We start from the raw sequence: 21,818 nt of genomic DNA on the forward strand, positions 1-21,818 counted from the left end.
TAAAAATGATAGCTGTCAGTGATATGAGCAAAGGTAGAAAACAACAAAACAAAAAGGCTGCGCCTGGAAATATCCGTATTATTTCTGGTAAACATAAGGGCCGAAAACTACCAGTATTAACCGCTGATGGCCTACGCCCCACTGCAGACCGTGTAAAAGAGACACTCTTTAATTGGCTAATGCCATATATTTATGGTGCAAAATGTTTAGATTGTTTTGCCGGAGCGGGAAGTTTAGGTTTTGAGGCCTTGTCTCGTGGCGCAGCAGTAGTTAATTTAATTGAGTTAAATAAAGCAGCAGCAAAGCAATTATTAGTCAATAAACAATTACTGCAGTCTGACGATATTACTATTTATAATACCGACACCTTAATGTTTTTAAAAACGCCTTCTACAATAAAATTTGACATTGTTTTTATTGACCCTCCCTTTAGACAAAGCTTCATTACGCAAACCAGCGAACTGTTAAATGGCGGCTGGTTAAACGACAATGCTTTAATTTATGTTGAGATGGAGGCGCAAGGAGAGCAAAGCTTACCTCGTAACTGGCAATTATTGAGAGAAAAGATTGCTGGACAAGTGGCGTATCGTTTGTATCAACACACGGCTGCAAACGCGCATTAACATTTAGCTCTGTTAATGCTTTTGATTATTTGCACAACGTTAGTTAATTTCTATACCAAGATTAGATAAGCCTTCAGACAACACCATTGCTTTTGCTAGTTGGCATGAGCGTTTATTTTCAGCAGCAAGTTTTAAAAAGTCAAACAATTCATATTGCGTTTCTTTTTCCCACACGGCTAAAGGGTGTTCACTAATGGTGCTAGCTTGTATGTCGGTGATGCCTTCGTCTGTGAGTAATAACTCGACATAGTAACTCACACTATTATGTGACAATAAACTCACACTGGTAATGTCTTTATGGCCTTTGTCTGCACCATTAGACTGAATTAACTGCAATAAAGACATCATTGCCATGCAAACGTCAAGGGCTGGCAAAACACCAAAGGTGTCAAACGCTTCGGGATTTGGGGTTTGTTCTTCTAGCTTATTCAGTTGCGCGTCAATATTAATTTTAACGCGGTTATTTTTGTCTAGCCACTGCCACACTATATCAAGCTGATTTCTTAATAGAGTATAATCACCAAACTGACTACTTTCACTAAACATTTGATAGTTTGGTAACATTCGTTCAAGTAGCGCGCTAGCAAAAGCCACTTGTTGCCAGTGACTTAGTTTTACAAAAGGAAAATTAATGGCCAAGTTTTTCTCGATTATAGTCTACAGTTAAAATAAGGGCGGCAAAGGTTGTATTATAAACGAGGTTATCACTTTAGTGAAAATAATTTATTTAGCATTAACTGGTTTGCATTAATTGTTTTTGTGCGTATTCAAACTTTAAGCGATACTCAGTAACCTTGTTTTCTAGTTCATGTATTTGTTCCATAAACTTCTCTTTTTTCTCTTGTTTTTGTGCGCTTATTTCACTGTTTGCATCGCGCAATTGTTTAATTGTTTCTCGCACTTTATCGTTGTCTGACTCTTGCTTGTCTCGGTTTGCGCGTAAACGCGCCAGTGTTTCTGCTTGTTCTTTTTTAGCTGAGGCTACCTGCGAGGTTAGTGATGCAATTTCTTTCTCAGCCGCGTTAAGGCTTGCTTGCCCTGATTGTAAGTTAGCTGCTAACTCTTCATTTTTTTTCTCTAATTGCGTTATTTTTTCTATCGCCTCTTGTTGCTCTTTTTGTTGTACTCGTGTTTTCTCTGAAAAGCTTTTTTGTTCGGCTTCATGTTGTGCTTGTAATTGCGTTTTTTGTTCAATCAGTTTATTGAGTTCTACTTGATGATTTTTCAACGCGCTGGCTTGTTGTTTTATTTGCTCTTCTAAAGGTGCTTGCTTAGCTAGTTGTTCGGCCAATGCTTTAGTCTGTTTTGCTAGCTCACTTTCTGTTTTTTGTTGTTGCTCATTGATTGTGGTTATTTTTTTGTCAAATGTCTGTTTCAACTCATTTAATTGGCTGTCATGGGCTGTTTCACTTTGCTTTGCCGTTGCCGCTGCCTGGGTTAATTGCTCATTAAGTTTTATAACCTCTTGTTTTGACTCACTTAACTGACTGTCATAGGCTGTTTCACTTTGCTTTGCCGTTGCCGCTGCCTGGGTTAATTGCTCGTTAAGCTTTGTAATCTCTTGTTTTGATTCACTTAATTGGCTGCTATAGGCTATTTCACTTTGCTTTGTCGCTGCCGCTGCCTGGGTTAGTTGCTCGTTAAGCTTTGTAATCTCTTGTTTTAATTCACTTAATTGGCTGCCACGGGCTGCTTCACTTTGCTTTGCCACTGCCGCTGCTTGGGTTAGTTGCTCGTTAAGTTTGGTAATTTCTTGTGTTTTGGCTGTTAATTCTGCTTTAAGCGTTTGCTCACTCGCCTGCTGCTTTGCTTTTTGTTCGTCTAATTGTTGCTTAACTGTATTTTTTTCTGCTGTTAATTCTGCACTGAGATCGGATAATTTTTTATCTGATTTTTCATCTGTTGCTTGCAAGGCTACTTGCGTTTTAGCCGCTTTATTTTGCTCGTCAGTTAACTGGTTTTGTAAATTAGCAACATTTTGTTCTAGCTGATTAATTTTATCGGTGAGGCTTTTGTTTTTTGCTGTAAACTGTTGCTGATTTTCTTGTAAGTTATTCTGCAGCGCTAAATAAGCGGGTGTTTGCTCCACGTTTACTTCTTTGCTCGCTATGGTAGGTGTGGCCGCAGTAATAAGCTGGGTTAGTTTTTCTTCAATTTGAATATAAACTTCGCTTGCTAAGCCTTGTATTTGCTCTTCTACTTCTTTAGAAAGTTTATTATTTTTTTCCATTATCTATCACTCTCCTATTTTTATACTTAATAAATTAGCACAAGAATGACTATATCTAAATACACAAATGCTTTTATTTAATTTTTCAACAAAAAAAGGAGCATAAGCTCCTTTTTTATTTATAAAATATGTGGTTATAAATTAGCTTTCTGCAACAGCTTCTTCACTTTTAACTGGAATTATTTGTACATTTGCAACTTTAGCGCCAGAAGAAAGGTTACGTAATTTAACGAGGTTGTTTATTTGTGTTAATGAACTTAACATTGAATAAATGGGGACAAATAAACCGCGCTTATGAAAATCAAGCACTTTGTCGTCAGATAAATTTTTAATTTTATCTTCATTAATCGTACTGATGCCGACGAGTTTCTTTTTTTCACCTGTAGCGAGTGTGATGTCTAATTCAAGGTCTTGAAGTAAGTCGTTGTCTTGCATTTCTTTAATGAAGTTTTCTGTCATACGTTCATTGTCATACAAACGCCCTAAAGCTTGCTGTACGTTAGTAAGTACTTCTGATTCTTTGCCGTCTTCTTCAAATAACGCTAGTTCTTTATCTTCACCAACAAATTCGCTGTCTAGATCAATACAAGCTGTTAACGTGTTTTCTTTGTCTGGGTCTAAACCAAGAGAAAAAGGCACCATTGAAATGCTTTGCGGCATTGATAGTGCTGTCCATTTATCGTCTTGCAAAAATAAGTTTTCGCCTGCTTCTAAACCTAACATGGCCACACTACGAAAGCGCTCTGAGTCTGGGTTTTTAACTAAAACAAGAGGGAAGCTTGAAGAGGCTTGTGCATATTCAACTGCCGCAACAGGAATAATATGCTGACCAGCAACGTGTGAGATATTACGTGTATTAGCAATTTTTAAATTTTGATGTTGTTCTTTTCTTACTGGAACGAAGTTCGCCATGATTTATTCTCTTGTTTGGTGCTATTATTCATACACTGTTTGCGTTTTGAATATAAAAGCACGTTTTTATAATTGTGTAATTGAATCAGTGAAATTAATTACTGCGTTCTTTTTTTCGGTGTAAGTAAGTTATGGAGGCTGCTTTTTCGCTTTCAATGCTAAAATTAAAATAATTTATCAAATATTAATTTATTTGTTAATTTTTAACCGTTTATTCAAGATAAAGGAATTAACTAATAAAATGATTTTCGTAAAAACATTATTCTGTTTTAGTGTGTTACTGGTGTCACTGCCGGCATTATCCCAACCTAGGTTTACGGTGCAACACCAACGTAATGAGCAAAATTTAGCGCAAATACAAGTAAGTAATCAAACCATTGAAACCTTAATTTGCTCTGTTGCTATTGATGGCTATAAACTTTATTTTCGCTTACCTGCTCGCCAATCTTCAGTGTGGTATAAAGCAACTGATCCACGCTTTAATTACAGTAACTTTAGTACTTGGTGCGATTACTTATATTTATATCCTAACCACCCGTCCAAATAAAGCCCCCTTAAACTATTACGGTAAAAGAAGGGTATTAACTTACACGGTGTAGGGCACAGACCTTATTACCCGAAGGGTCTCTAAGATAAGCCAGGTAAAGGTCACCTATTGTACCTTTTCTTACACCTGGTTCATTTTCACAAGACGCTCCACCATGTTTTAAACCTGCAGCATGCCATGCGTCTGCTTCTTTCGGAGAGCCCGCTGCAAAACCAATAGTGCTGCCATTACCATGGCTTGCTTCACCGCCATCAATAGGTTTAGTGAGTGCAAAAACGCCTGTATTGGTAAAGTAAAAGCAACGGCCTTTTTCATCCATAACGCCAGGTTTGTGGCCTAATTCAGCCAAAATGGCATCGTAGAATTTTTTTGATGCTTGAACATCGTTAGCACCTATCATGATATGACTAAACATTTATACTCCTATTGAAGTTTTCGGTTGTTTCACTGTGTAAAATATTCTGCAGTATTCCGCTATTTTACGTCAAGTTTAGGTTAAGTGTTTTTCTGTTCTATTTTGGTTACAATTTCACCAACATGAACGTTGCATTCACCACAACGTGGAAAGGTATGATTGTACTGCATGATTTCAACATAATCATCTTCGCCATCAAGTATGGCTTCTTCAATTTGGTCAATATATAAATCACTACAAGTACAGACAAGTGTTGGGTCTAATGCTTTTCTGTGTGCGTCCATTGTTCTAAAATACCCTTAAATGTGTACTGAAGTAACACCATCACAGCCATTTTAACGTTTATTGTGCTTATAATGGTAATTTCTTTAGCGCTTAAGATAACAACCATAATACACGTTGATAGTAAATTGTATTGTGCTTTCTGTTACATATATACCGTAGTCACTGGGGCTATAATAGCGTAACATTTATAGGGCTATCTCAAACCACCGCAAGATCAAATTTAGGAATGTTATCGACTTAATGGCTTTGAATATTACCAACCTCTTCAACACCATCAAACTGTTTTTTTATTGTCGCGTTAACCTATTAATCATTCTTTTTGTATTTTTTAGTTTGTCTCATAGGGTGTATGCAAGTAATTTAACTGTCACAATTAATGGTGAACTACCAAAAGCTGTGGAAAAAAATATTCGTGCTTACTTAGGTACACTACCCGACAATGATTTAGAGCGCTCTGCGTTTATTTATAGTGCCAAAGATAACGCTAACAAGGCATTACAGTCGCTAGGGTATTATCAAGCGGATATTGCCATGGCTGTTAATAAAAACCCTTGGTCATTAACGCTCACTGTTTTATTACCGCAGCCAACCATACTCGATCAAGTGAACATACAGATAAGTGGCGATGCGCAGTACGACCCGACATTTACCACGTTAATCGCCCAACAGGGGTTACAGCAAGGCGATAACCTTAATCATGGTAACTATGAAGCATTAAAATCTGCGCTATTATCGTTAGCGCTGCAGCGTGGGTATTTTGATGGCAACTTAACTCAAAGCAATATCACCATTAAAAATGATTATCGCTTAGCTGACATTACGATCAGTTATGACAGTGGTCCACGCTACCGGTTTGGTGAGGTTACCTTTGCTGAGTTTGAGCTAACCCCTACGCTATTAACAAGCTTGGTTCCCTTTAAGCCGGGCACCTATTACAGCACAAATAACATGCATAAATTGCAGCATCAATTACAATCTACTCAATACTTTGGCAGTGCGCTTGCTATCCCCCAAGACCCTATAATTGATAAAGATAAAGAGCAATACGTTGTACCGGTAAATGTGTCATTAAAGCCAGCCAAAAGCCATCATTTTGATTTAGGTATAGGGTACGCGACTGATACTGACTTTCGCTTATCTGCAGGCTGGCGTACACCTATTATTAATAAATATGGGCACTTTCAAGAAACTAAAATTAAGTATTCTAAGATAAACCCTACGGGAAAATTTATTTACAGTATTCCTTTAAGCCACCCTTTTGAAGATGTTTTACAGTTTAAAATAGCCGTTGAAAATGAAGATTATGCTGACTTTGTCACAAAGTTTTATTCTGCCCAAGTTGGCCAAGTTGTTAGAGAAAGCAACTGGAATAGAGAGCTTTATACACGGGTTCATTTGGAGTCTTGGCAATATGACCTAGATGAAAACAAACCAAACATTCTTTGGGCCGAAGAAGATAATACGCAATATATTATACCTGGTGTAACCTGGTCTAAAACCACGCGAAAAGGCTTTGCTTTAGACCCAAGCTCTGGCTTTCGACAAACCTATAATATTGAAGCTGCACATTTGCAAGCAGGCTCTGATAATACCTTTTTCAGAATTCACGGGCAATGGAACTATATAACAACGTTAAAGCCAAACCATAGGTTAGTCGCTCGGGCTGAACTGGGCGCTATTTATATCGACAGAGATGCCCAGTTGGCCCCGTCACTACGCTTTTATGCCGGCGGCGACCAAAGTATTCGGGGATTTTCTTATCAGTCAATAGGCCCAACAATACCAGCATCGTCCAACCCTGATGAAAGTGAATACATTGTTGTAGGTGGTACGCGATTGGCTGTGGCAAGTGTTGAATATCAATATTATTTAAATAAACAATGGCGTCTTGCCATGTTTACTGATGGTGGCAGTGTGACGAATAAGGGGAGCTTTGAACCTGTTTATTCTTTTGGCGCTGGAATACACTATATTTCGCCTGTGGGCGCTATAAAAATAGAATTTGCTCGTGGTTTTGATAACGAAGATGCCAATTGGCGCTTACATATTAATTTAGGTGCAGAACTATGAGTTTTCTTAACACAAAAACATGGCGCAACCTAATGATTTTTAGTCGAAAAAGTCGCTGGCACAAGGCAATAACTTGGTCTCGCTTAAGCTTTGCTCTAGCCAAGTACGTCACTTTAGGTTTTTGTTTGGTTACCATATTATTAACAACTCCATGGGGCACTAAATTAACGTTAGCTTTACTTAATCATGTTAACGGAGTAACCATTGATTACCGCAGCGGTTCATTAGTGCGAGATGTTCAACTCAACCGCTTTCAGTTGTCGTTAGCACCGCTAGATATTGATATTAAAGGCTTATCAACAAACGTTGACTTTTCTTGCGCATGGAAAAAAACCTTGTGTATAACATCACTAACAGCCGAAACCTTTTCTTTACGTTACCTAGACGACGCAACTAACGAAATACCGGTAAGTGACGTGGCTGACAACACATTATTTGAAATGCCCTTTGCTATTAACGCTGATACGGTAGCAGTAAATAAATTGCACCTAGTGATTAATGATACTGAAGTTAGTGCTCAGCAATTTATGACTAAATTAGCCGTTAAAAAGCGTGAATTTTCACTGTTACAGCCTTCAATTGCTCAGTTAACAGTACTACTTAAACAAGAAGTTACACCAAGCAGTACCAGCTCAGAGCCCCAATTAACCCGCATTTTAGCCCAGCTACCTGAAGTTTATTTACCTACGTCGCTTATTGTTGAAAAACTCATCATTGATGAGGTTGTTGTAGTTACACGAGCAGTAGACTGCCAACAAAATTGCCAGCAGCCATTGTGGTTGTCATCACATAATCAGCTAAGTGGCACTTGGGCTCAAACCAATATCGCTATTAGCCAATTTAACACCACAACCGCTAGTTTCTCCCTCTATGCACTTAGCGCCAAGGCTAAATTACAACCGCCGTATAAAATAGAGGCTCAATTAGTCAGTCACCTCAATGATGTAGCGCTATGGCCTGAAATATCAAACAGCACACAACATATAGCATTAGAAGGCTCTTTTGAAAAATTAGCCTTTGAGTTAAGCAGCAAAGGTAGCTTACAGCTTACCAGTAAAGGCGAATTGAATTTAGTTGACCAAGCTCTGCCATTAAACCTAACCCTAGTTGGTGACGAAATACCAATGCCCTTCTCTTTGGCTCAATATGGCAAGCCTTCTTCCTTATACTTAGTGCTGTTTGGCGACCTAAACAAGCAAAGCATTGAATTGACCAGTCAATTAAGCAGTTATGGCTACCATAATGCCAAGGTAAAGCTACTAGCAAACCATCAGCAGGGTGTGTTCGATATTGACCAATTACGCTTAAACGACACAGCTTCAGCAAGTCACTTAGACTTACAAGGAGAGATTTCCGTGTTGGCCAATGATATTCGTTGGCAATTGTCAGCCAACTCTACCGGGATTAGTTTACCCACCATAGACACTAAGGTGTTAAACCTGCCTAATTTAGCGACTAATTTAGCAAAAAACACAATAAATGGCCGATTACAGGGCAAGATAAACAGCGAAGGAAGTTGGTCTGAAAAGCAATGGGCTATTGCTATAAAAGACACGCATGTATTTGGCAAAATAAATGGCACTGATCTGAACATAAAAAGTGATATTGGCTTAAGTAATTCAGGCCATGTCGAGGCTGGAAGTTTATTCGTTAGTTTTAATGACAGCCAGCTAACGCTCGAAGCATCTAATACTTCTTTTTGGGATCTTACGGGGAGTTTATCGGTTAATCATCTTAATCAATGGCACCCCGACTTCAAGGGTATTTTTAAAAGTAACTTTACCGTGACTGGTGCTAAAGACAATCCTGTTATTCGTTTAACTAGCCAAACTTCACAGCTTAACTGGCAACACCTACACAGCAACCTATTGAATATTAACGGTGTATATCAGCCAATGAATGACCATACTGTGCAACTAACACTGCATAACGACCAATTAAGGTGGGTGAACGAAAATAAAATAGTGTCTGTTGACGATTTCAATATTAACCTAGCGGGCGACGCCAAACTACACCACCTAGAGGTTGATTGGCTAGGTGACTTTATTGGGCAATTTTCTTTAACCGGGCGTTTAAATGATACCTTTAGCCACTGGCAAAGCACTATTGACAAAAGTTTACTCACGTATCAAAAAATAACGCTAAAAAATGATAAAAACTTCTCTTTAAATATTGATTTAAACAACAGCAGCATTACGGTGTCCGAACACTGCTGGCAAGGGGCTGGTGTGAGTGCTTGCTTACCTAAAGAGTCTTTAATTGGTCAGTCTGGTGATATTTATGCTAACTTAGATGCTGATTTTTCCACCATAGACAAATTATTTTTACCCAAAAACGCTGAGTTAATTGGGAAAATTAAGGGTGATATTAAAACAACATGGACACAGCAAACGCCTATTAAAACCAAGGCAAATTTTGATTTATCAGCAGGCTATATTAAAGCCAGCGATGAGTTTGATGAATACCAGCTTTCACACTGGTCACAAGGTGAGTTGTCTTTTTCGTTTGATGACCAATTGTTTACCGGTAAATTTGCGCTAACCGATACGCCCGACAACCCCCTTATTCATGCCAGCGCTGCTATTCACTTTATTGATGACGTCCCCATTGACGCTAAAATTGTACTGAATCAATTTAATCTACAGCCTTTTCAGTCAATTATAGCTGCGGTAGTTAACCTACAAGGTAAAATAACGGCTGATATTAAGGTTAATGGTACGCTGAATAAGCCGCTCATTAATGGCGGAATAACACTCGATAACGCCAAATTAAAATTAAGCCAAAACGCGAATAGTTTTGACAATATTTTCACCACATTTAACATAAAAGATAACCATGCGACCTTACTTGGTGGTTTTTCTCTAGCAGATAAAAAAGCCAATATAACCGGTGATATTTTTTGGCAAGATAGCTTAATTTTTGACGTAAATTTAGCTGCCGATACTCTACCATTAGTTTTTCCGCCAGAACTCATGATGAATGTGTCGCCTAATTTAAATTTTTATTTTAAAGAGAAAATACTCGCTATCAGTGGCAATATTGATGTACTAGAAGGTAGTTATAACATTGAAAAATTGCCTGAAGGTAGCGTAGAGCATAGTGATGATGTCATTATTGTCGATGAAAATGGCCAAGCGATTGTTAAAGATCCAAGAATGTTTGATATTCGTACTAATGTTAATGTCAATGTAAACAAAGCCTTCGAAATAGCTGGCCAAGGGTTACAAAGTCATTTATTTGGCCAATTACTGGTAAGCCAAAAAGAACAACAACCACTACAGATGTTTGGCAATATTCAATCAGATAAAGGCACATTTGAAGCTTACGGCCAAAAGCTAAGCATAGAAAAAGGTGAACTGACCTTTAATGGCCCTGCAGATAAGCCCTATATTGAACTACGTGCCAGCAGATATATTAAAGCGGATGATGTAGAAGTAGGGATACAAGCGTCTGGCTTAGCTGACGCCTTAAGTATGCAACTTTATTCTTCGCCGACCATGCAGATGCCTGAAATATTGTCTTACTTAGTACGCGGCCGAGGATTAGATGCTGGCACGGGCGATGCGGCAACAGCAGCCGGCTTAATGCTTGGCTTAGGTATAACGAATAACATTGGTTTATTTGAAAAAATTGAAAAAATATCACTTATTAGCGATCTGTCGGTTGATACCGAAGGTGATGGCGATAAAACCCAAGCAACCGTGAGTGGTTATATTGGTAACCGCGTTTATTTAAAGTACGGCATTGGTGTATACGAGCCAATAAATGAGCTAACCGTAAGAATGTATATGTTTAATCGCTTTTGGTTAGAAATCGTCAGTGGTATTGAACAGTCTACCGACATTTACTACTCCTTTGATATAGATTAATTAACGCAGTTATATTGCCCAGTTATGTTAACTTAGCTGTATCAATTATTAACACAGAAATCCCGCAGCTACATCAACTTGGCTAATTAATCAGTTATTAATCTTCTTGACCACGTTAATTGGGGGGTTGTATTAGTAGTGGCTTTGTTGCTCATTAAGAAAGTTTAATTTTGCAATATAGCTTTTTTTTGTGTCTTTTAAGTTTACTAGCGCAACCGCTTTTTTCATTGATTTTTGCGACAGTAATACCTTACCCTGCTTGTAATAGACCTTAGCAAGACCGAAGTAGAACTCATGTTGCTCATCATTAAGCTGAATGGCCTTTTGGTAATGCTGTAAAGCCTGTTGATATAACTGATGAGAGAAGGCTTCATTACCGAGTAAGGCGTGATAATAAGGGTTACTCTTTCTCACTTTATCAATATATTTTTCAATAGGTAAAGCCTCGCTAATACGACCTTGTTTATTGAATAATAAAGCTAAATTTCCTAACGCAGAAAGATTATCAGGGTTTAAGCTAACCGCATGGCTATACACTTGCTCTGCCATGTCATAATACCCCGACAGTTTATATAAAATCCCGAGGTTGCCCCAAGCAGAAGAAAAATTACCATCACTGAGCGTCGCCTGCTTAAGATATTGATAGGCTAGTGGGTAATTATTATTTACAAGTGCATGTGCACCTTTATTATTATAAAACATCGCTAACAGTGTTTGTTTTTTAATAATAGTTGAGGGAAACCTTTTCTTGGCAACAAAAGGGTCAAAATCGATTACCGTTGTTTTATCACCCCAAATTACATGCTTTTTACCATGACTCTTTTCTTTCACTAATAAATTTACATGCCCTGTTAATAAACTATATTGGTTGTTACTTACCCAATACTCAGGAATATTGACCTCTTGAAAACTAATATTCATGTCTGCTTTTTCAACTAATGCATACGCCATAATGGTCAGAGACATACAGTTTGCCACCTTACTTTCATACGCTTGTGATGCCGTAACATTAGCATTGCCGTCATACGTTAAGGCTATTTTTTCTTCATTAAAAAGGTGTTCAAGTAAAATTGACGCCTTTTGGTGAGCGGGAAGGTCATTCATCAACTTTGTTTTAACCAAAGTAAGCATATTGTCATTAAGTTGAAAAATTTCTTGCGCTGTTTCTATATAAACCGGCGTTAACGAGTGAAACTGTTTATCTAAATATAAGTTTTTTGGTGAAGTAACTTGGCTAACATAGGGATAATAATTGCTTTGGCAAGCAAACAACAGTGGCAGACAGAATAAAATGCTGTAGAAGTTAGTGTTCATGATCGCTCCAATAAAATAGAGTCATAAACAAAGCCTAAGACAAATATTGCCATCTTGCTACTTAGACTGTTAATTATTTATATTTTTTATCCATTAAACTTTTGCATAACTTAAGAAATTTCACAGTATTAAAGGCTTCTCCACCTAAAACACTCCTTAAACAAATGATAATAGCAGGCAAGCCAAATTACCTGTTGCACAAGTCACTAACTGCATTATTGCTGGCGAGCACCGAGAAACCTTGTAGATAACAACCGCCTCAGCATATTTATTTACCGGAAACTTAGCTAAACAATTATTAGCTGGTTGTCTATTTTCTTTTAAACCTCATACTCAAGCTAAAGCTGAAAACCTTGTATATCTTCAGCTCAGAATAACCTAAGCACTCTTTATCCTGCGCTAGCGGAGAGTGTAATCACTAATATTATAAAGCAAATAACTTAGGCAACATTAAACTTATAGATGGAAAAAATGTAATTAATAATAAGCCTAATAACTGTAAACCAAAAATAGGTAACAAGGGTTTTATTACTGACGTAATTGTTTGCCCTGAAATACTGCAAGCAACAAACAACACGGTGCCCACTGGTGGTGTTACTACCCCAAGCGCCAAGGCATAAACTAATATAATTCCAAAATGAACAGGATCAACGCCTAAACTGACAACAATAGGTAAAAATATTGGTGTGAATATCAACATGGCAGGTGCCATATCCATAAACACACCCACAACCAATAACGCGGCAACAATAAGCAATAGTACAATGTGTTTATTGTCACTAAAACCAGAAATCAAGTGCGAAACAGTATCAGGAATAGAGGCAAACGTCATGGTCCAACTCATCATTCCTGAACAAGCGATTAAAAAGAGAATTACCCCTGAAACTAATGCGGTTTCCATTAAGATATCAAAGATTACTTTTGCGCTAATCGTACGATATAAAATAGCTAATGCTAAGCTATAAATCACGGCGACGCCAGAGCCTTCAATCGCGGTAAATAATCCCCCTAAAATACCTCCCATAACAATAACAATCATGAATAGACTCGGCAAAGAACGATTAAACACAGCGAGAGATTCTGACCAGCCAACACTATCTTTTTCAGCGCGGTAACCTTTTTTACGAGCATAGAAATAGGCATACAGCATTACCGACAGCGCCATAATCATACCTGGGATATAGCCTGCCATAAATAAGGCGATGATGCTGGCAGAGCCCCCCGTTAATAATGAGTAAACAATCAGCGCACCAGAAGGAGGAATAAGCATGCCACAAGGGGCTGAGGCCGCATTCACAGCCGCAGTCATCGGTAAGTCATATTTTTGTTCACGAGCAACAGGAGTAATAATGCCTCCAATAGCAGATGCCGAAGCAATCCCAGAGCCAGACAAGGTACCAAAAAGACCATTTGCAACAACATTGGATTGCCATAAGCTACCCGGAATTCTGCGGCCTATGAGCATAGATAAGTCAATCAATCGTCTTGCTAAACCCGTTTGGTTCATTATACTGCCCGCAAGAATAAAGAAGGGCAAAGCTAGAAAACCAAAACTGTCTAAACCATTAAAAATTGTTTGCCCTGCGGTCGGAAATAACGGAGCAAAATCAACTTGTAAAGACAGCGTAAATAACCCCGCTATTGCAAGGCCAATCGCAATCGGCGTACCTAATATTAAAAAAGTGAAAAATACGGCAAACAAAACAACTAATGAAAATATCTCAATGTGATTTTGCACCCAAGCACTAAACAAACTTGTTTGAGCAAAAGTGTAACAACTCGCACAAATGAAAATAATAACTAAAACAACTTGAGTTAAGTCGAGCAGTTTGGCTTCATTTTTTAATAGTTTAGCTAACGAAATAAGTTGTGAAGCGATGATCATAAGACCACACATCAACATACATAACTGTAAAAAACCAATAGGCACTTGAAACATTGCCGTTTTCATAGCAATGTTAGCAGAAAACGATTCGGTACCGGCTACCGAAAATGCTAAACCAAATAACATCACTGTTATTGCATTAAAGAGCTTAAGTTTAACTGCCATCTTAGTAGACACATTGTCTATTAATAAAGGTAAGTTCAAGTGTCTATTAGAGAAGAAGCAATAACCTCCTCCTATAATGCCTAACCAAATAAGCGCGTAACGTAAAAATTCTTGTGTGTATTTACTGGGTGAATTAAAAATAAAGCGAGAGGTAATTTGATAAGCAATGGCTACGGTCATGGAGATTAACAGTGCTACCAAAAAATACTGTAAAAATTTATTTAGACCGCCAACAATGCTTATATTTTTTTTCATTTCAGTAGAGTGCTCTATATTTTTATCTGACATATTGTTATCTAACATAGGGGTATCTGACATAGTTTTACTCGCAAGGTATCATGCATAACATTAGCTATACTGGAATATTAAAATTCACGCTCTTCAATTTTAAAGATTGCTTTAAGCAACGGTGCTTTTTCTTCATCCTGCATTTCAGCTAAATACATTGGTTTCACAGCATGCATTAATATAGCTTTATCAACAGGATAAAAAGTTACTCCTTCTTCAGCAGTTAACTTTTTTATTGCTAATTTCTCACCTTGCTCTGCAAAATCAATAGACTTATTACTAATAATGCTAAATTCTTCACTGATAAGTTTACGCTCTGCTGCCGACAAACTTTGTTCAAATTTCATGCTGGAAATAACAAAGTCAGTTAAGCGAGTATGTTCTGTTACTAATACATACTTGGCTACATCACTAAACTTGGCTTGATGAATGCCTGCAATACCACCTTCTGCACCATCAACAACTCCTTGCTGCATACCTGCATACAATTCACCAAATGAGAGTGCTGTTGGTACTGCACCAAACCTTGATAGCATTTCCATATAAGTAGGGCTAGATATGGTTCTTAATCTCAAGGCCGCTAAATCATGAAAAGACTTTATTGGCTTAGTGCTGTAAATACTTCTAAAGTCACTACTGAGATAACCTAAAAAACTGAAATTATGTTTTTTCGCTGATTGGAATAACGTTTGACGAAAACTTTGGTTATTCATAACCTCACGATATTCTTCAACCGAACGAAATAAATACGGCATATTCATAACCCCTAAGCTTGGTATTACAGACTCAAGCGAAGCGCTATTAATTAAACCTATATCTATTACACCACGCTGAATATGCTGAAAATATTGTAATTGGTTACCTAAAATTCCACCGTGAAATATTTTGAATTTTATTGAGCCTTTAGAGCGCTTTTCTACATTGTCTGCAAATTGCTTTAATAACTTACCTGCCGTGCCATTTGCTTGCACTGACGTGGCTATTTTAAAGGTTTTACTGGGTTGTGCCGAAACACTTATTTGGAATATAGATAAGTTGATTAAGGCCAACATTAACCAATATTTAAACTTCATCATAAAATAGTCATCTTATTAACAAGCTGTTATTTAAGTACATACTACCCACAAATGGTATCGATAACAATAATAATTGTAATTACTTTATCAAGCTGTAATATATTCATAAAATTAGGCGCTATTTAAACACGTTTCCTGCTTCAAAGAAGGTGTATTCTGTGTTCCATGTGTGCGTCCCTCCAGGCTTGATTTGCATATAAATATAGGGCTCTGGGCATATCGTATTTTCCATGGTCCAAAAGAATAGCTTTTGCAGCGGTTGATCGATTTTAGCGCTAACCCCTGCCCCAGTAATTTTATTCACAATTTGAAAGGCATTGTCATCAATTCCCGCTCCAAAGCCTTTTAAGCCCGTGCCTATCATCCCATTCATACCGTTTTTCAATACCTGAGGATACTGGATAGTGTTACCTTCAATGGAAATACGCCCTTTGAGATCGGCTCGAGTCGCTGTCAGTAAAAATGGGAATTTTATTTCAAATTCCGGACCACTCGGACGACCATCAATAACAAAAAAGTTATGATTAAAAACCTCAGTTTTTATTTCCTTTGTACCGGTATTTGTTAAGCTATGTGAGAGAATAAGTTCAGCTTTGTCTTTGGTTAAGGTTAATCGTTTTGTATAGTGATAGGCGTACCCTTTTCCATCTGACAGTGTGTGTGTAAATTCAACCCAATTTTTCGCTTGCTTGACGGCCCATTGCCCATGGTCAACTATTTTATAAATGCGGCTCCATTTGTATTTCTCTTCGTCTGGCTTTTCGCATAGCCCAACTCCTATCCGCATAAAGGTTTCGCCTACTTTAGCCGCTTTATACCCTAATACTTGATCGTTCGCCGTAAATGATTCGGCGGGCCCAACTATCTCATTGTGCAGCTCAGCGGTGTCTGTCCATCGGCCGAAATACTCGTGACCTTTATACCGAAGACTAGAAATAACTCCTGACCAGTCGAAGCGCGTACCACGGTAGTATCCTTTTTCTGGATCTGGAACCCAAACCTTCGCCGTTACAAGTCCGTTTGATATTTCGACTTGCGGAGAGTCGTTTAACTCAACAGCGCTCGACACCGTTGCAAGCATTAAGCTCATCACGCCTAAAAAAATACAATTAATATTCCACATCGCTATTCCTGTGCTAAAGCTTGTTTACATACATAACTTCTACTTTTATAAATCTTGATAGTAAATGGCAATAAACGAGCAACGACAAGGTTTGAAATGATAGCCATAAGGTAAAATTATTTACCAGCCCATTTTATGCTTAATAAGTTGAGTTAACTTTTTGGCATTACGTTCATGCTGATATACTCTTGGATGCTTGTCATAACCTGTATATTCAAAAAATATCGTATCAATATCAGCATTATTATCTATTTTTTTAATGCTAGACACCGCAGTTTTAACATAACTTGGCCACTTAGAGCCTTGCTTCGTAATATCCATACTGCCAAGCGCACAAATAATAGGTTTATTTGGATACCGCTGTTTAATTGATGTGACTAAATCGACATAAGATTGAATAATTTGCTCTGTCGTTGGCTCTGGTGATATATGCTTAGAATTTTTTACTAACCAACTGTCATTTTGAAGTAGGTTTATAACGATTATATCGGGTGTCCACTGAGAGAAATCCCATTTACTTTCGTTGTTACCAGCACCATTAATTTGATCAAAATATTCAGGCATGGTGAAGTCAAACCAGCTCACCATAATCCCTATACCACTTAACGAGATAGTATGATGCTCCGCATCTAAATTCCGTGCTGTTATTGAGCTGAATGATAAGTAGTTATTTTTTTCAGATAACGTCTTATCAGCGACATTGTCTGCGGATTCATTTCCCATTCCGCTAGTAATTGAATCACCAAAGAAAGCGATTCTTCTACTTGGCCTTGCCGGTGGCTTAAGTAATTTTTCATTATCGTCTAACGCTAAACCAAGAAACTTAGTTGCCCCTTCATGCCCCTCAGTACGTTTATATATCTCAACTGTATGCTCACCCTGTTTTAAATAATAGGCGACGGGATAAACATGACTACCTTGCTTTGCTTTTAGCACATGCGGATATTGGTCGTTACCATCAATAACAACATTGAAATAATTTTTACCTTCAGAGTCATCTAACTTAATTTTTAGCGATTTACCGGTAAATTTAGCCTTAATAGAAGTACCAGGCCAACTGATTAATGGTTGTTTAGGGTTAACAAAATCTATTCGGCCGGTATATTGAATAAGTTTATGATCAGGCTCAATAAAATTAGCGGCAAGCAAAAATCCATTGGGAAAAATGAAGCTTATTACCAGTAATAAATTCAACAATATATTATTTTTTTTTATCATTTAATTTATACCTATATTGGTTTGTATGTTTGCGAGTAAGTGATTTAAACAGACAACTTAACTTAGTAACTAGAATACACCAAAATGTTATCGATACCAAATCAATTGTTGTATACCCCATAAAAGCAAAATTTATAGAAATGTATTTAAACCGTGAAAAACCTTTATAACCAGAAATAATCTATATTCAATTTAGGTTTTTCGATGGAGTAATACGGTGTTAAATTTTTTTGATTGACGCCTAGTTATTTAAAATGCAGTATTAAACCACTGTTATCGATAACAATAGATAGTAAGCAAAATATCAGTATCTCGTTATTATGAAAAAGAAGCAAGGGTCAAAAAAATGAAAAACCTAAGAAAATCAATGCTATTTTTACTCGTCTCTATTTTAAATTGTAATCCGGGTTTAGCCCAAGAAGCCCCTAAGACAAAAACAACGCCGAATGACCAATGTATACAGTGGTGGCAAGAGTCTACATTTAGAACCCCTATTACAGCAATTGATGTGCAATGGAAATCGTGTATCACGATAAATGGTTCCAAAGGGCATATTCTTTCCGCTGAAAATTGGCAGGATAGTAAAAATATCATTCATAATATAGTGGATAACGTATCTAAAGGGGGAGAGTTTTTATTAAATATAGAACCCAATCAATTAGCACCATTACCACTAGAAAAAAAGAAACATTTAAAAGAAATATTGGCTTGGGTTAGAGAAAATAACGAAGCTATCTACGGTGTTTCTGTCAGTCCCTTTGATAAACCTAGATGGGGTCGTTATACCGCCAAAGATGGATTTTTATATGCCCATGTTTTCAATTGGCCAGCAGACGGTAAATTAGTTATTAATAGAGCGGCTAAACCAAGACAAGCAACTTTTATTTCAGATCCCCTCACCAAGTTGAAAACGACACTAATAAATGGCAAGTTAACCATTCAATTACCAGAAAAATCACCCGATGAAATTGCTTCAGTAATTAAAATAAAATTAATACCTAATGATGATTGGGAAAACTTAACTAGGTATAAAGACATGAACAAAGCACTAAAAGCACCATCGGAAAAAGAAAATAGAGTCGTATTTATGGGTGATTCTATTACTCAAAACTGGACTCGGGATCATGGTGTGTTTTTTGAGTCTAATCCATCTTATATAAATAGAGGTATTAGCGGCCAAACTAGTGGACAAATGCTATTGCGTTTTAGACCAGATGTTGTCAACCTGAAACCTAAAGTCGTTATTATTTCTGCTGGAACAAATGATATTGCAGGAAACAGAGGGCCAACCACAATTGAGCATATAGCGGGAAACATATTTTCAATGGCAGAGTTGGCAAAACAAAATAATATTAACGTTGTTCTCGCTTCTGTGCTTCCTGCAACGAGTTACTCTTGGAGTCCTTCTATAGAGCCGGCGGATAAAATTATTGCGTTGAATCAATTAATTAAGGCATACGCTAAAAGAAACAAGCTAATCTATCTAAATTATTACGCACCAATGGTAAACGCGAATAAAGGTTTAATCAAAGCGTTAGGAAGAGATACAGTTCACCCTAACGTCCATGGTTATCACATTATGGAACCACTAGTCCAAGAAGCTATTGCTAAAGCGTTAAAATAAGCCCTGGACTACTGATTGATTTAACTGTCATAAATAATGCTAGCTGACGTTTTATTCTCAAGCTTAAGGTCTGTAGGTGCTTTGATCGCTTTTTGATAAAAAGCATAACCTCGTCGTGTGCCTACCGCAATTATCATTGAGCTAGGGACAAATATAGGGTTAACTGTATGAAGCTTTATCGTATGGTTATTACCGTTGATAGTCGCTAGCACATTATTTGCAAGACCATGTCTGCTATCTAAAATACCTAAATCGACGGACGCAGAAGATGAATTTCCATATGGACAGCTTAATGCCTCAGAATATTTAGCGTTAGCTCGACAATTAATCAAGGTATCTTTATTGCCAATATTAAAACCTGCAGCGATACAGTCTATTACTTCACAGTTTTCAACGATATCTGCGGCGCCGCCTAAACCAGTACAAATACCACGTCGCATTTGATAAACGCTACAGTCACGAATGGTTGTTTTTCCTGTAGGGTATTGCTTTCTAAAGCTGTCATACAATCGAATGCCATCTTCACTTAACGATATGATTTCATTTGGCAAGATTTCTCCGCTGTCGCTAACGGTTACCCCTTCAATATAGCCTTTTTTAGGTACTTTAAAGCCACGGTCGTATGCGTAACCACTCTTTTCTGAGAGTAAATCATTAGTGGTTTTCACTAAACCATCCACATGACAGTTTTCAATTAAGGTATCATCAGCGCCTTGAACAAAAATAGCATGTCCCATTGCTCTCATGTGTACTTTACAGCCGATAAGTTTAACCCCTACTGCAGGCCAACCAACCCGTATTCCATTCATTTTTCTAACAACTGTGCCATTTATTCCATACAAGCTGCCATATCCCCAAGGAGTCGAACCTGACGTGGTAACATCTACATTTCTGAGCGTTACGCCAGAGCCAACAACATTGAATATTTTATTACGACTTTGATACCCTGCTTTATCCCCAAAGGTTTCTACTTTAACTCCTTCGAAAATGGTATTTTCACCAGACAAATCAATAACGCGATAAAAGCCATCAGCGCCGCTTGGGTTACCAAATAAACTAAACAAGGCGGTGTTAACGCGTAAAACAACACCACTTAAATCATAGTGACTATTCTTTCCTGTAAATGAAATGAATTTATGAGATAAGGCTGTTTCAAGGGTATAAACCCCAGGCGTTAAGCGTACTTTGATATTATCAATACTGGCATAATGCTGTAGTTCATCTAGCGAATTGATAACAACAAAGCGGTCAGAATAAGGTTGATTTAACTTACTGATATTTAAAGAAGAGCATGCTGAGGTTGCTATTAAGCATAACGCAGAAGATAAGAAAGTTCTGCGATTAACAGAGGTAATGTTCAAAAATCTGTGTCATTTCGGTAAACTGGTAAAAAACAGGAATGACACATGACAAATCAATTCAACTTCGAAGATGCAGTTAAAGCACTTCAATCAGGTAAAAAACTTACTGGTAAAGAGGGTGTATTAACATCACTTATCAAACAATTAACTGAGTCAGCCCTCCAGGCTGAGCTTGAACAACATCTTTCTAATGAACAAGAGCCTAACCGTAAAAATGGCTCTAGCACTAAAACCGTTAAATCATCCGTTGGTAGTTTTGAGTTAGACACCCCAAGAGATCGCAGTGGTAGTTTTGAGCCTCAACTCGTTAAGAAAAACCAAACCACGCTCAGTGATGAAATAGACTCAAAAATTCTATCCATGTTCAGTATGGGGATGAGTTATCGGGATATTAATAAACACATTGAAGATATGTTCGGTATGAACGTTGCCTCAGGCACCATAAGCGCCATTACCGATAAACTAATTCCAGAGCTTAAAGCATGGCAACAGAGACCACTAGACAGTCATTACCCTATTGTTTGGCTTGATGCTATTCATTATAAAGTCAAAGAAGATGGGCGCTATATCAGTAAAGCTGTTTATACGTTATTGGGATTAAATATTCACGGTAAGAAAGAGATACTTGGTCTTCACTTATCTGAAAATGAAGGGGCTAATTATTGGTTGTCTGTGCTTACCGATTTAAATAATCGTGGAGTTAAAGATATTCTTATTGCCTGTATTGATGGGCTAACTGGGTTTCCTGAGGCGATAAGAACTATTTTTCCAGAGACTGAAGTTCAATTATGTATTGTTCATCAGATACGCAAT

The 21,818-nt window shown here is 37.6% G+C and carries 17 protein-coding genes; 6 read left to right on the forward strand and 11 right to left on the reverse strand.

The annotated features are described in order from the left end of the window. Positions 1-23: 23 nt before the first annotated feature. Positions 24-623, forward strand: coding sequence for a 16S rRNA (guanine(966)-N(2))-methyltransferase RsmD (gene rsmD, locus AC0UA9_RS07860; RefSeq protein ID WP_475659137.1), 600 nt, complete (start codon positions 24-26; stop codon positions 621-623). A 39-nt stretch (positions 624-662) separates the two neighbouring features. On the opposite strand, the gene AC0UA9_RS07865 is transcribed toward rsmD, so the two are convergent. The 3 genes from AC0UA9_RS07865 to AC0UA9_RS07875 all read right to left on the reverse strand — a co-directional run bounded on the left by AC0UA9_RS07865 (position 663) and on the right by AC0UA9_RS07875 (position 3,765). Next, complete coding sequence (locus tag AC0UA9_RS07865) at positions 663-1,262, reverse strand: YjaG family protein (protein ID WP_475659138.1); 600 nt, start codon at positions 1,260-1,262, stop codon at positions 663-665. A 94-nt stretch (positions 1,263-1,356) separates the two neighbouring features. After that, a complete protein-coding gene (locus AC0UA9_RS07870) occupies positions 1,357-2,853 on the reverse strand; it encodes a hypothetical protein (RefSeq protein WP_475659139.1) in 1,497 nt (498 codons plus the stop codon). 141 nt (positions 2,854-2,994) lie between these two features. Further along, positions 2,995-3,765 (reverse strand): SapC family protein, encoded by a 771-nt coding sequence (locus AC0UA9_RS07875; protein WP_475659140.1) that lies wholly within the window; start codon positions 3,763-3,765, stop codon positions 2,995-2,997. A 241-nt stretch (positions 3,766-4,006) separates the two neighbouring features. Between AC0UA9_RS07875 and AC0UA9_RS07880 the strand changes: the two genes are divergently transcribed. Continuing rightward, complete coding sequence (locus tag AC0UA9_RS07880; protein ID WP_475659141.1) at positions 4,007-4,312, forward strand: hypothetical protein; 306 nt, start codon at positions 4,007-4,009, stop codon at positions 4,310-4,312. A 34-nt stretch (positions 4,313-4,346) separates the two neighbouring features. Here the strand turns inward: AC0UA9_RS07880 and AC0UA9_RS07885 are convergent, their stop codons facing one another. Then, positions 4,347-4,727 carry a VOC family protein gene (locus tag AC0UA9_RS07885; RefSeq protein ID WP_475659142.1) on the reverse strand — a complete coding sequence of 127 codons (381 nt, stop codon included), beginning with the start codon at positions 4,725-4,727 and terminating at the stop codon, positions 4,347-4,349. A gap of 80 nt (positions 4,728-4,807) precedes the next feature. Beyond that, the gene (locus AC0UA9_RS07890; RefSeq protein WP_475659143.1) at positions 4,808-5,011 is read right to left on the reverse strand and encodes a (2Fe-2S)-binding protein; all 204 of its coding nucleotides are present in this window, start codon (positions 5,009-5,011) and stop codon (positions 4,808-4,810) included. 241 nt (positions 5,012-5,252) lie between these two features. On the opposite strand from AC0UA9_RS07890, the gene AC0UA9_RS07895 reads away from it, so the two are divergent. Together AC0UA9_RS07895 and AC0UA9_RS07900 are read left to right on the forward strand one after the other, a co-directional pair. Next, positions 5,253-7,082, forward strand: coding sequence for an autotransporter assembly complex protein TamA (locus tag AC0UA9_RS07895; protein WP_475659144.1), 1,830 nt, complete (start codon positions 5,253-5,255; stop codon positions 7,080-7,082). Beyond that, positions 7,079-10,951: a translocation/assembly module TamB domain-containing protein gene (locus AC0UA9_RS07900; protein ID WP_475659145.1), complete on the forward strand. Its 3,873-nt coding sequence runs from the start codon at positions 7,079-7,081 to the stop codon at positions 10,949-10,951. The genes AC0UA9_RS07895 and AC0UA9_RS07900 overlap by 4 nt, the downstream gene beginning before the upstream one ends. 132 nt (positions 10,952-11,083) lie before the next feature. Here the strand turns inward: AC0UA9_RS07900 and AC0UA9_RS07905 are convergent, their stop codons facing one another. The 5 genes from AC0UA9_RS07905 to AC0UA9_RS07925 all read right to left on the reverse strand — a co-directional run bounded on the left by AC0UA9_RS07905 (position 11,084) and on the right by AC0UA9_RS07925 (position 18,020). Further along, positions 11,084-12,265 carry a tetratricopeptide repeat protein gene (locus AC0UA9_RS07905; protein WP_475659146.1) on the reverse strand — a complete coding sequence of 394 codons (1,182 nt, stop codon included), beginning with the start codon at positions 12,263-12,265 and terminating at the stop codon, positions 11,084-11,086. Between the two features lie 424 nt (positions 12,266-12,689). Then, a complete protein-coding gene (locus tag AC0UA9_RS07910) occupies positions 12,690-14,633 on the reverse strand; it encodes a TRAP transporter large permease (protein WP_475659147.1) in 1,944 nt (647 codons plus the stop codon). Positions 14,634-14,680: 47 nt separating this feature from the next. Beyond that, a complete protein-coding gene (locus AC0UA9_RS07915) occupies positions 14,681-15,679 on the reverse strand; it encodes a TRAP transporter substrate-binding protein (protein WP_475659148.1) in 999 nt (332 codons plus the stop codon). A 118-nt stretch (positions 15,680-15,797) separates the two neighbouring features. Continuing rightward, complete coding sequence (locus tag AC0UA9_RS07920; protein WP_475659149.1) at positions 15,798-16,802, reverse strand: hypothetical protein; 1,005 nt, start codon at positions 16,800-16,802, stop codon at positions 15,798-15,800. A 120-nt stretch (positions 16,803-16,922) separates the two neighbouring features. Then, the gene (locus AC0UA9_RS07925) at positions 16,923-18,020 is read right to left on the reverse strand and encodes an SGNH/GDSL hydrolase family protein (RefSeq protein WP_475659150.1); all 1,098 of its coding nucleotides are present in this window, start codon (positions 18,018-18,020) and stop codon (positions 16,923-16,925) included. 346 nt (positions 18,021-18,366) lie between these two features. Between AC0UA9_RS07925 and AC0UA9_RS07930 the strand changes: the two genes are divergently transcribed. Then, positions 18,367-19,644, forward strand: a complete 1,278-nt coding sequence (locus AC0UA9_RS07930) for a GDSL-type esterase/lipase family protein (protein ID WP_475659151.1) — start codon at positions 18,367-18,369, stop codon at positions 19,642-19,644. 20 nt (positions 19,645-19,664) lie between these two features. On the opposite strand, the gene AC0UA9_RS07935 is transcribed toward AC0UA9_RS07930, so the two are convergent. Beyond that, the gene (locus AC0UA9_RS07935) at positions 19,665-21,005 is read right to left on the reverse strand and encodes a hypothetical protein (RefSeq protein ID WP_475659152.1); all 1,341 of its coding nucleotides are present in this window, start codon (positions 21,003-21,005) and stop codon (positions 19,665-19,667) included. 45 nt (positions 21,006-21,050) lie between these two features. On the opposite strand from AC0UA9_RS07935, the gene AC0UA9_RS07940 reads away from it, so the two are divergent. Continuing rightward, the coding region (locus AC0UA9_RS07940) for an IS256 family transposase (protein ID WP_475659153.1) at positions 21,051-21,818 on the forward strand (768 nt) is incomplete at its 3' end.

Source organism: Colwellia sp. F1 (assembly GCF_056238625.1).

What these genes read in the sequence shown, in the direction of transcription:
- AC0UA9_RS07890 (WP_475659143.1), bottom strand. Translation starts at nt 5,011, where the DNA reads ATGGACGCACACAGAAAAGCATTAGACCCAACACTTGTCTGTACTTGT.
- AC0UA9_RS07910 (WP_475659147.1), bottom strand. Translation starts at nt 14,633, where the DNA reads ATGTCAGATACCCCTATGTTAGATAACAATATGTCAGATAAAAATATA.
- AC0UA9_RS07880 (WP_475659141.1), top strand. Translation starts at nt 4,007, where the DNA reads ATGATTTTCGTAAAAACATTATTCTGTTTTAGTGTGTTACTGGTGTCA.
- AC0UA9_RS07875 (WP_475659140.1), bottom strand. Translation starts at nt 3,765, where the DNA reads ATGGCGAACTTCGTTCCAGTAAGAAAAGAACAACATCAAAATTTAAAA.
- rsmD (WP_475659137.1), top strand. Translation starts at nt 24, where the DNA reads ATGAGCAAAGGTAGAAAACAACAAAACAAAAAGGCTGCGCCTGGAAAT.
- AC0UA9_RS07915 (WP_475659148.1), bottom strand. Translation starts at nt 15,679, where the DNA reads ATGATGAAGTTTAAATATTGGTTAATGTTGGCCTTAATCAACTTATCT.
- AC0UA9_RS07920 (WP_475659149.1), bottom strand. Translation starts at nt 16,802, where the DNA reads ATGTGGAATATTAATTGTATTTTTTTAGGCGTGATGAGCTTAATGCTT.
- AC0UA9_RS07905 (WP_475659146.1), bottom strand. Translation starts at nt 12,265, where the DNA reads ATGAACACTAACTTCTACAGCATTTTATTCTGTCTGCCACTGTTGTTT.
- AC0UA9_RS07870 (WP_475659139.1), bottom strand. Translation starts at nt 2,853, where the DNA reads ATGGAAAAAAATAATAAACTTTCTAAAGAAGTAGAAGAGCAAATACAA.
- AC0UA9_RS07900 (WP_475659145.1), top strand. Translation starts at nt 7,079, where the DNA reads ATGAGTTTTCTTAACACAAAAACATGGCGCAACCTAATGATTTTTAGT.
- AC0UA9_RS07925 (WP_475659150.1), bottom strand. Translation starts at nt 18,020, where the DNA reads ATGATAAAAAAAAATAATATATTGTTGAATTTATTACTGGTAATAAGC.
- AC0UA9_RS07895 (WP_475659144.1), top strand. Translation starts at nt 5,253, where the DNA reads ATGGCTTTGAATATTACCAACCTCTTCAACACCATCAAACTGTTTTTT.
- AC0UA9_RS07885 (WP_475659142.1), bottom strand. Translation starts at nt 4,727, where the DNA reads ATGTTTAGTCATATCATGATAGGTGCTAACGATGTTCAAGCATCAAAA.
- AC0UA9_RS07930 (WP_475659151.1), top strand. Translation starts at nt 18,367, where the DNA reads ATGAAAAACCTAAGAAAATCAATGCTATTTTTACTCGTCTCTATTTTA.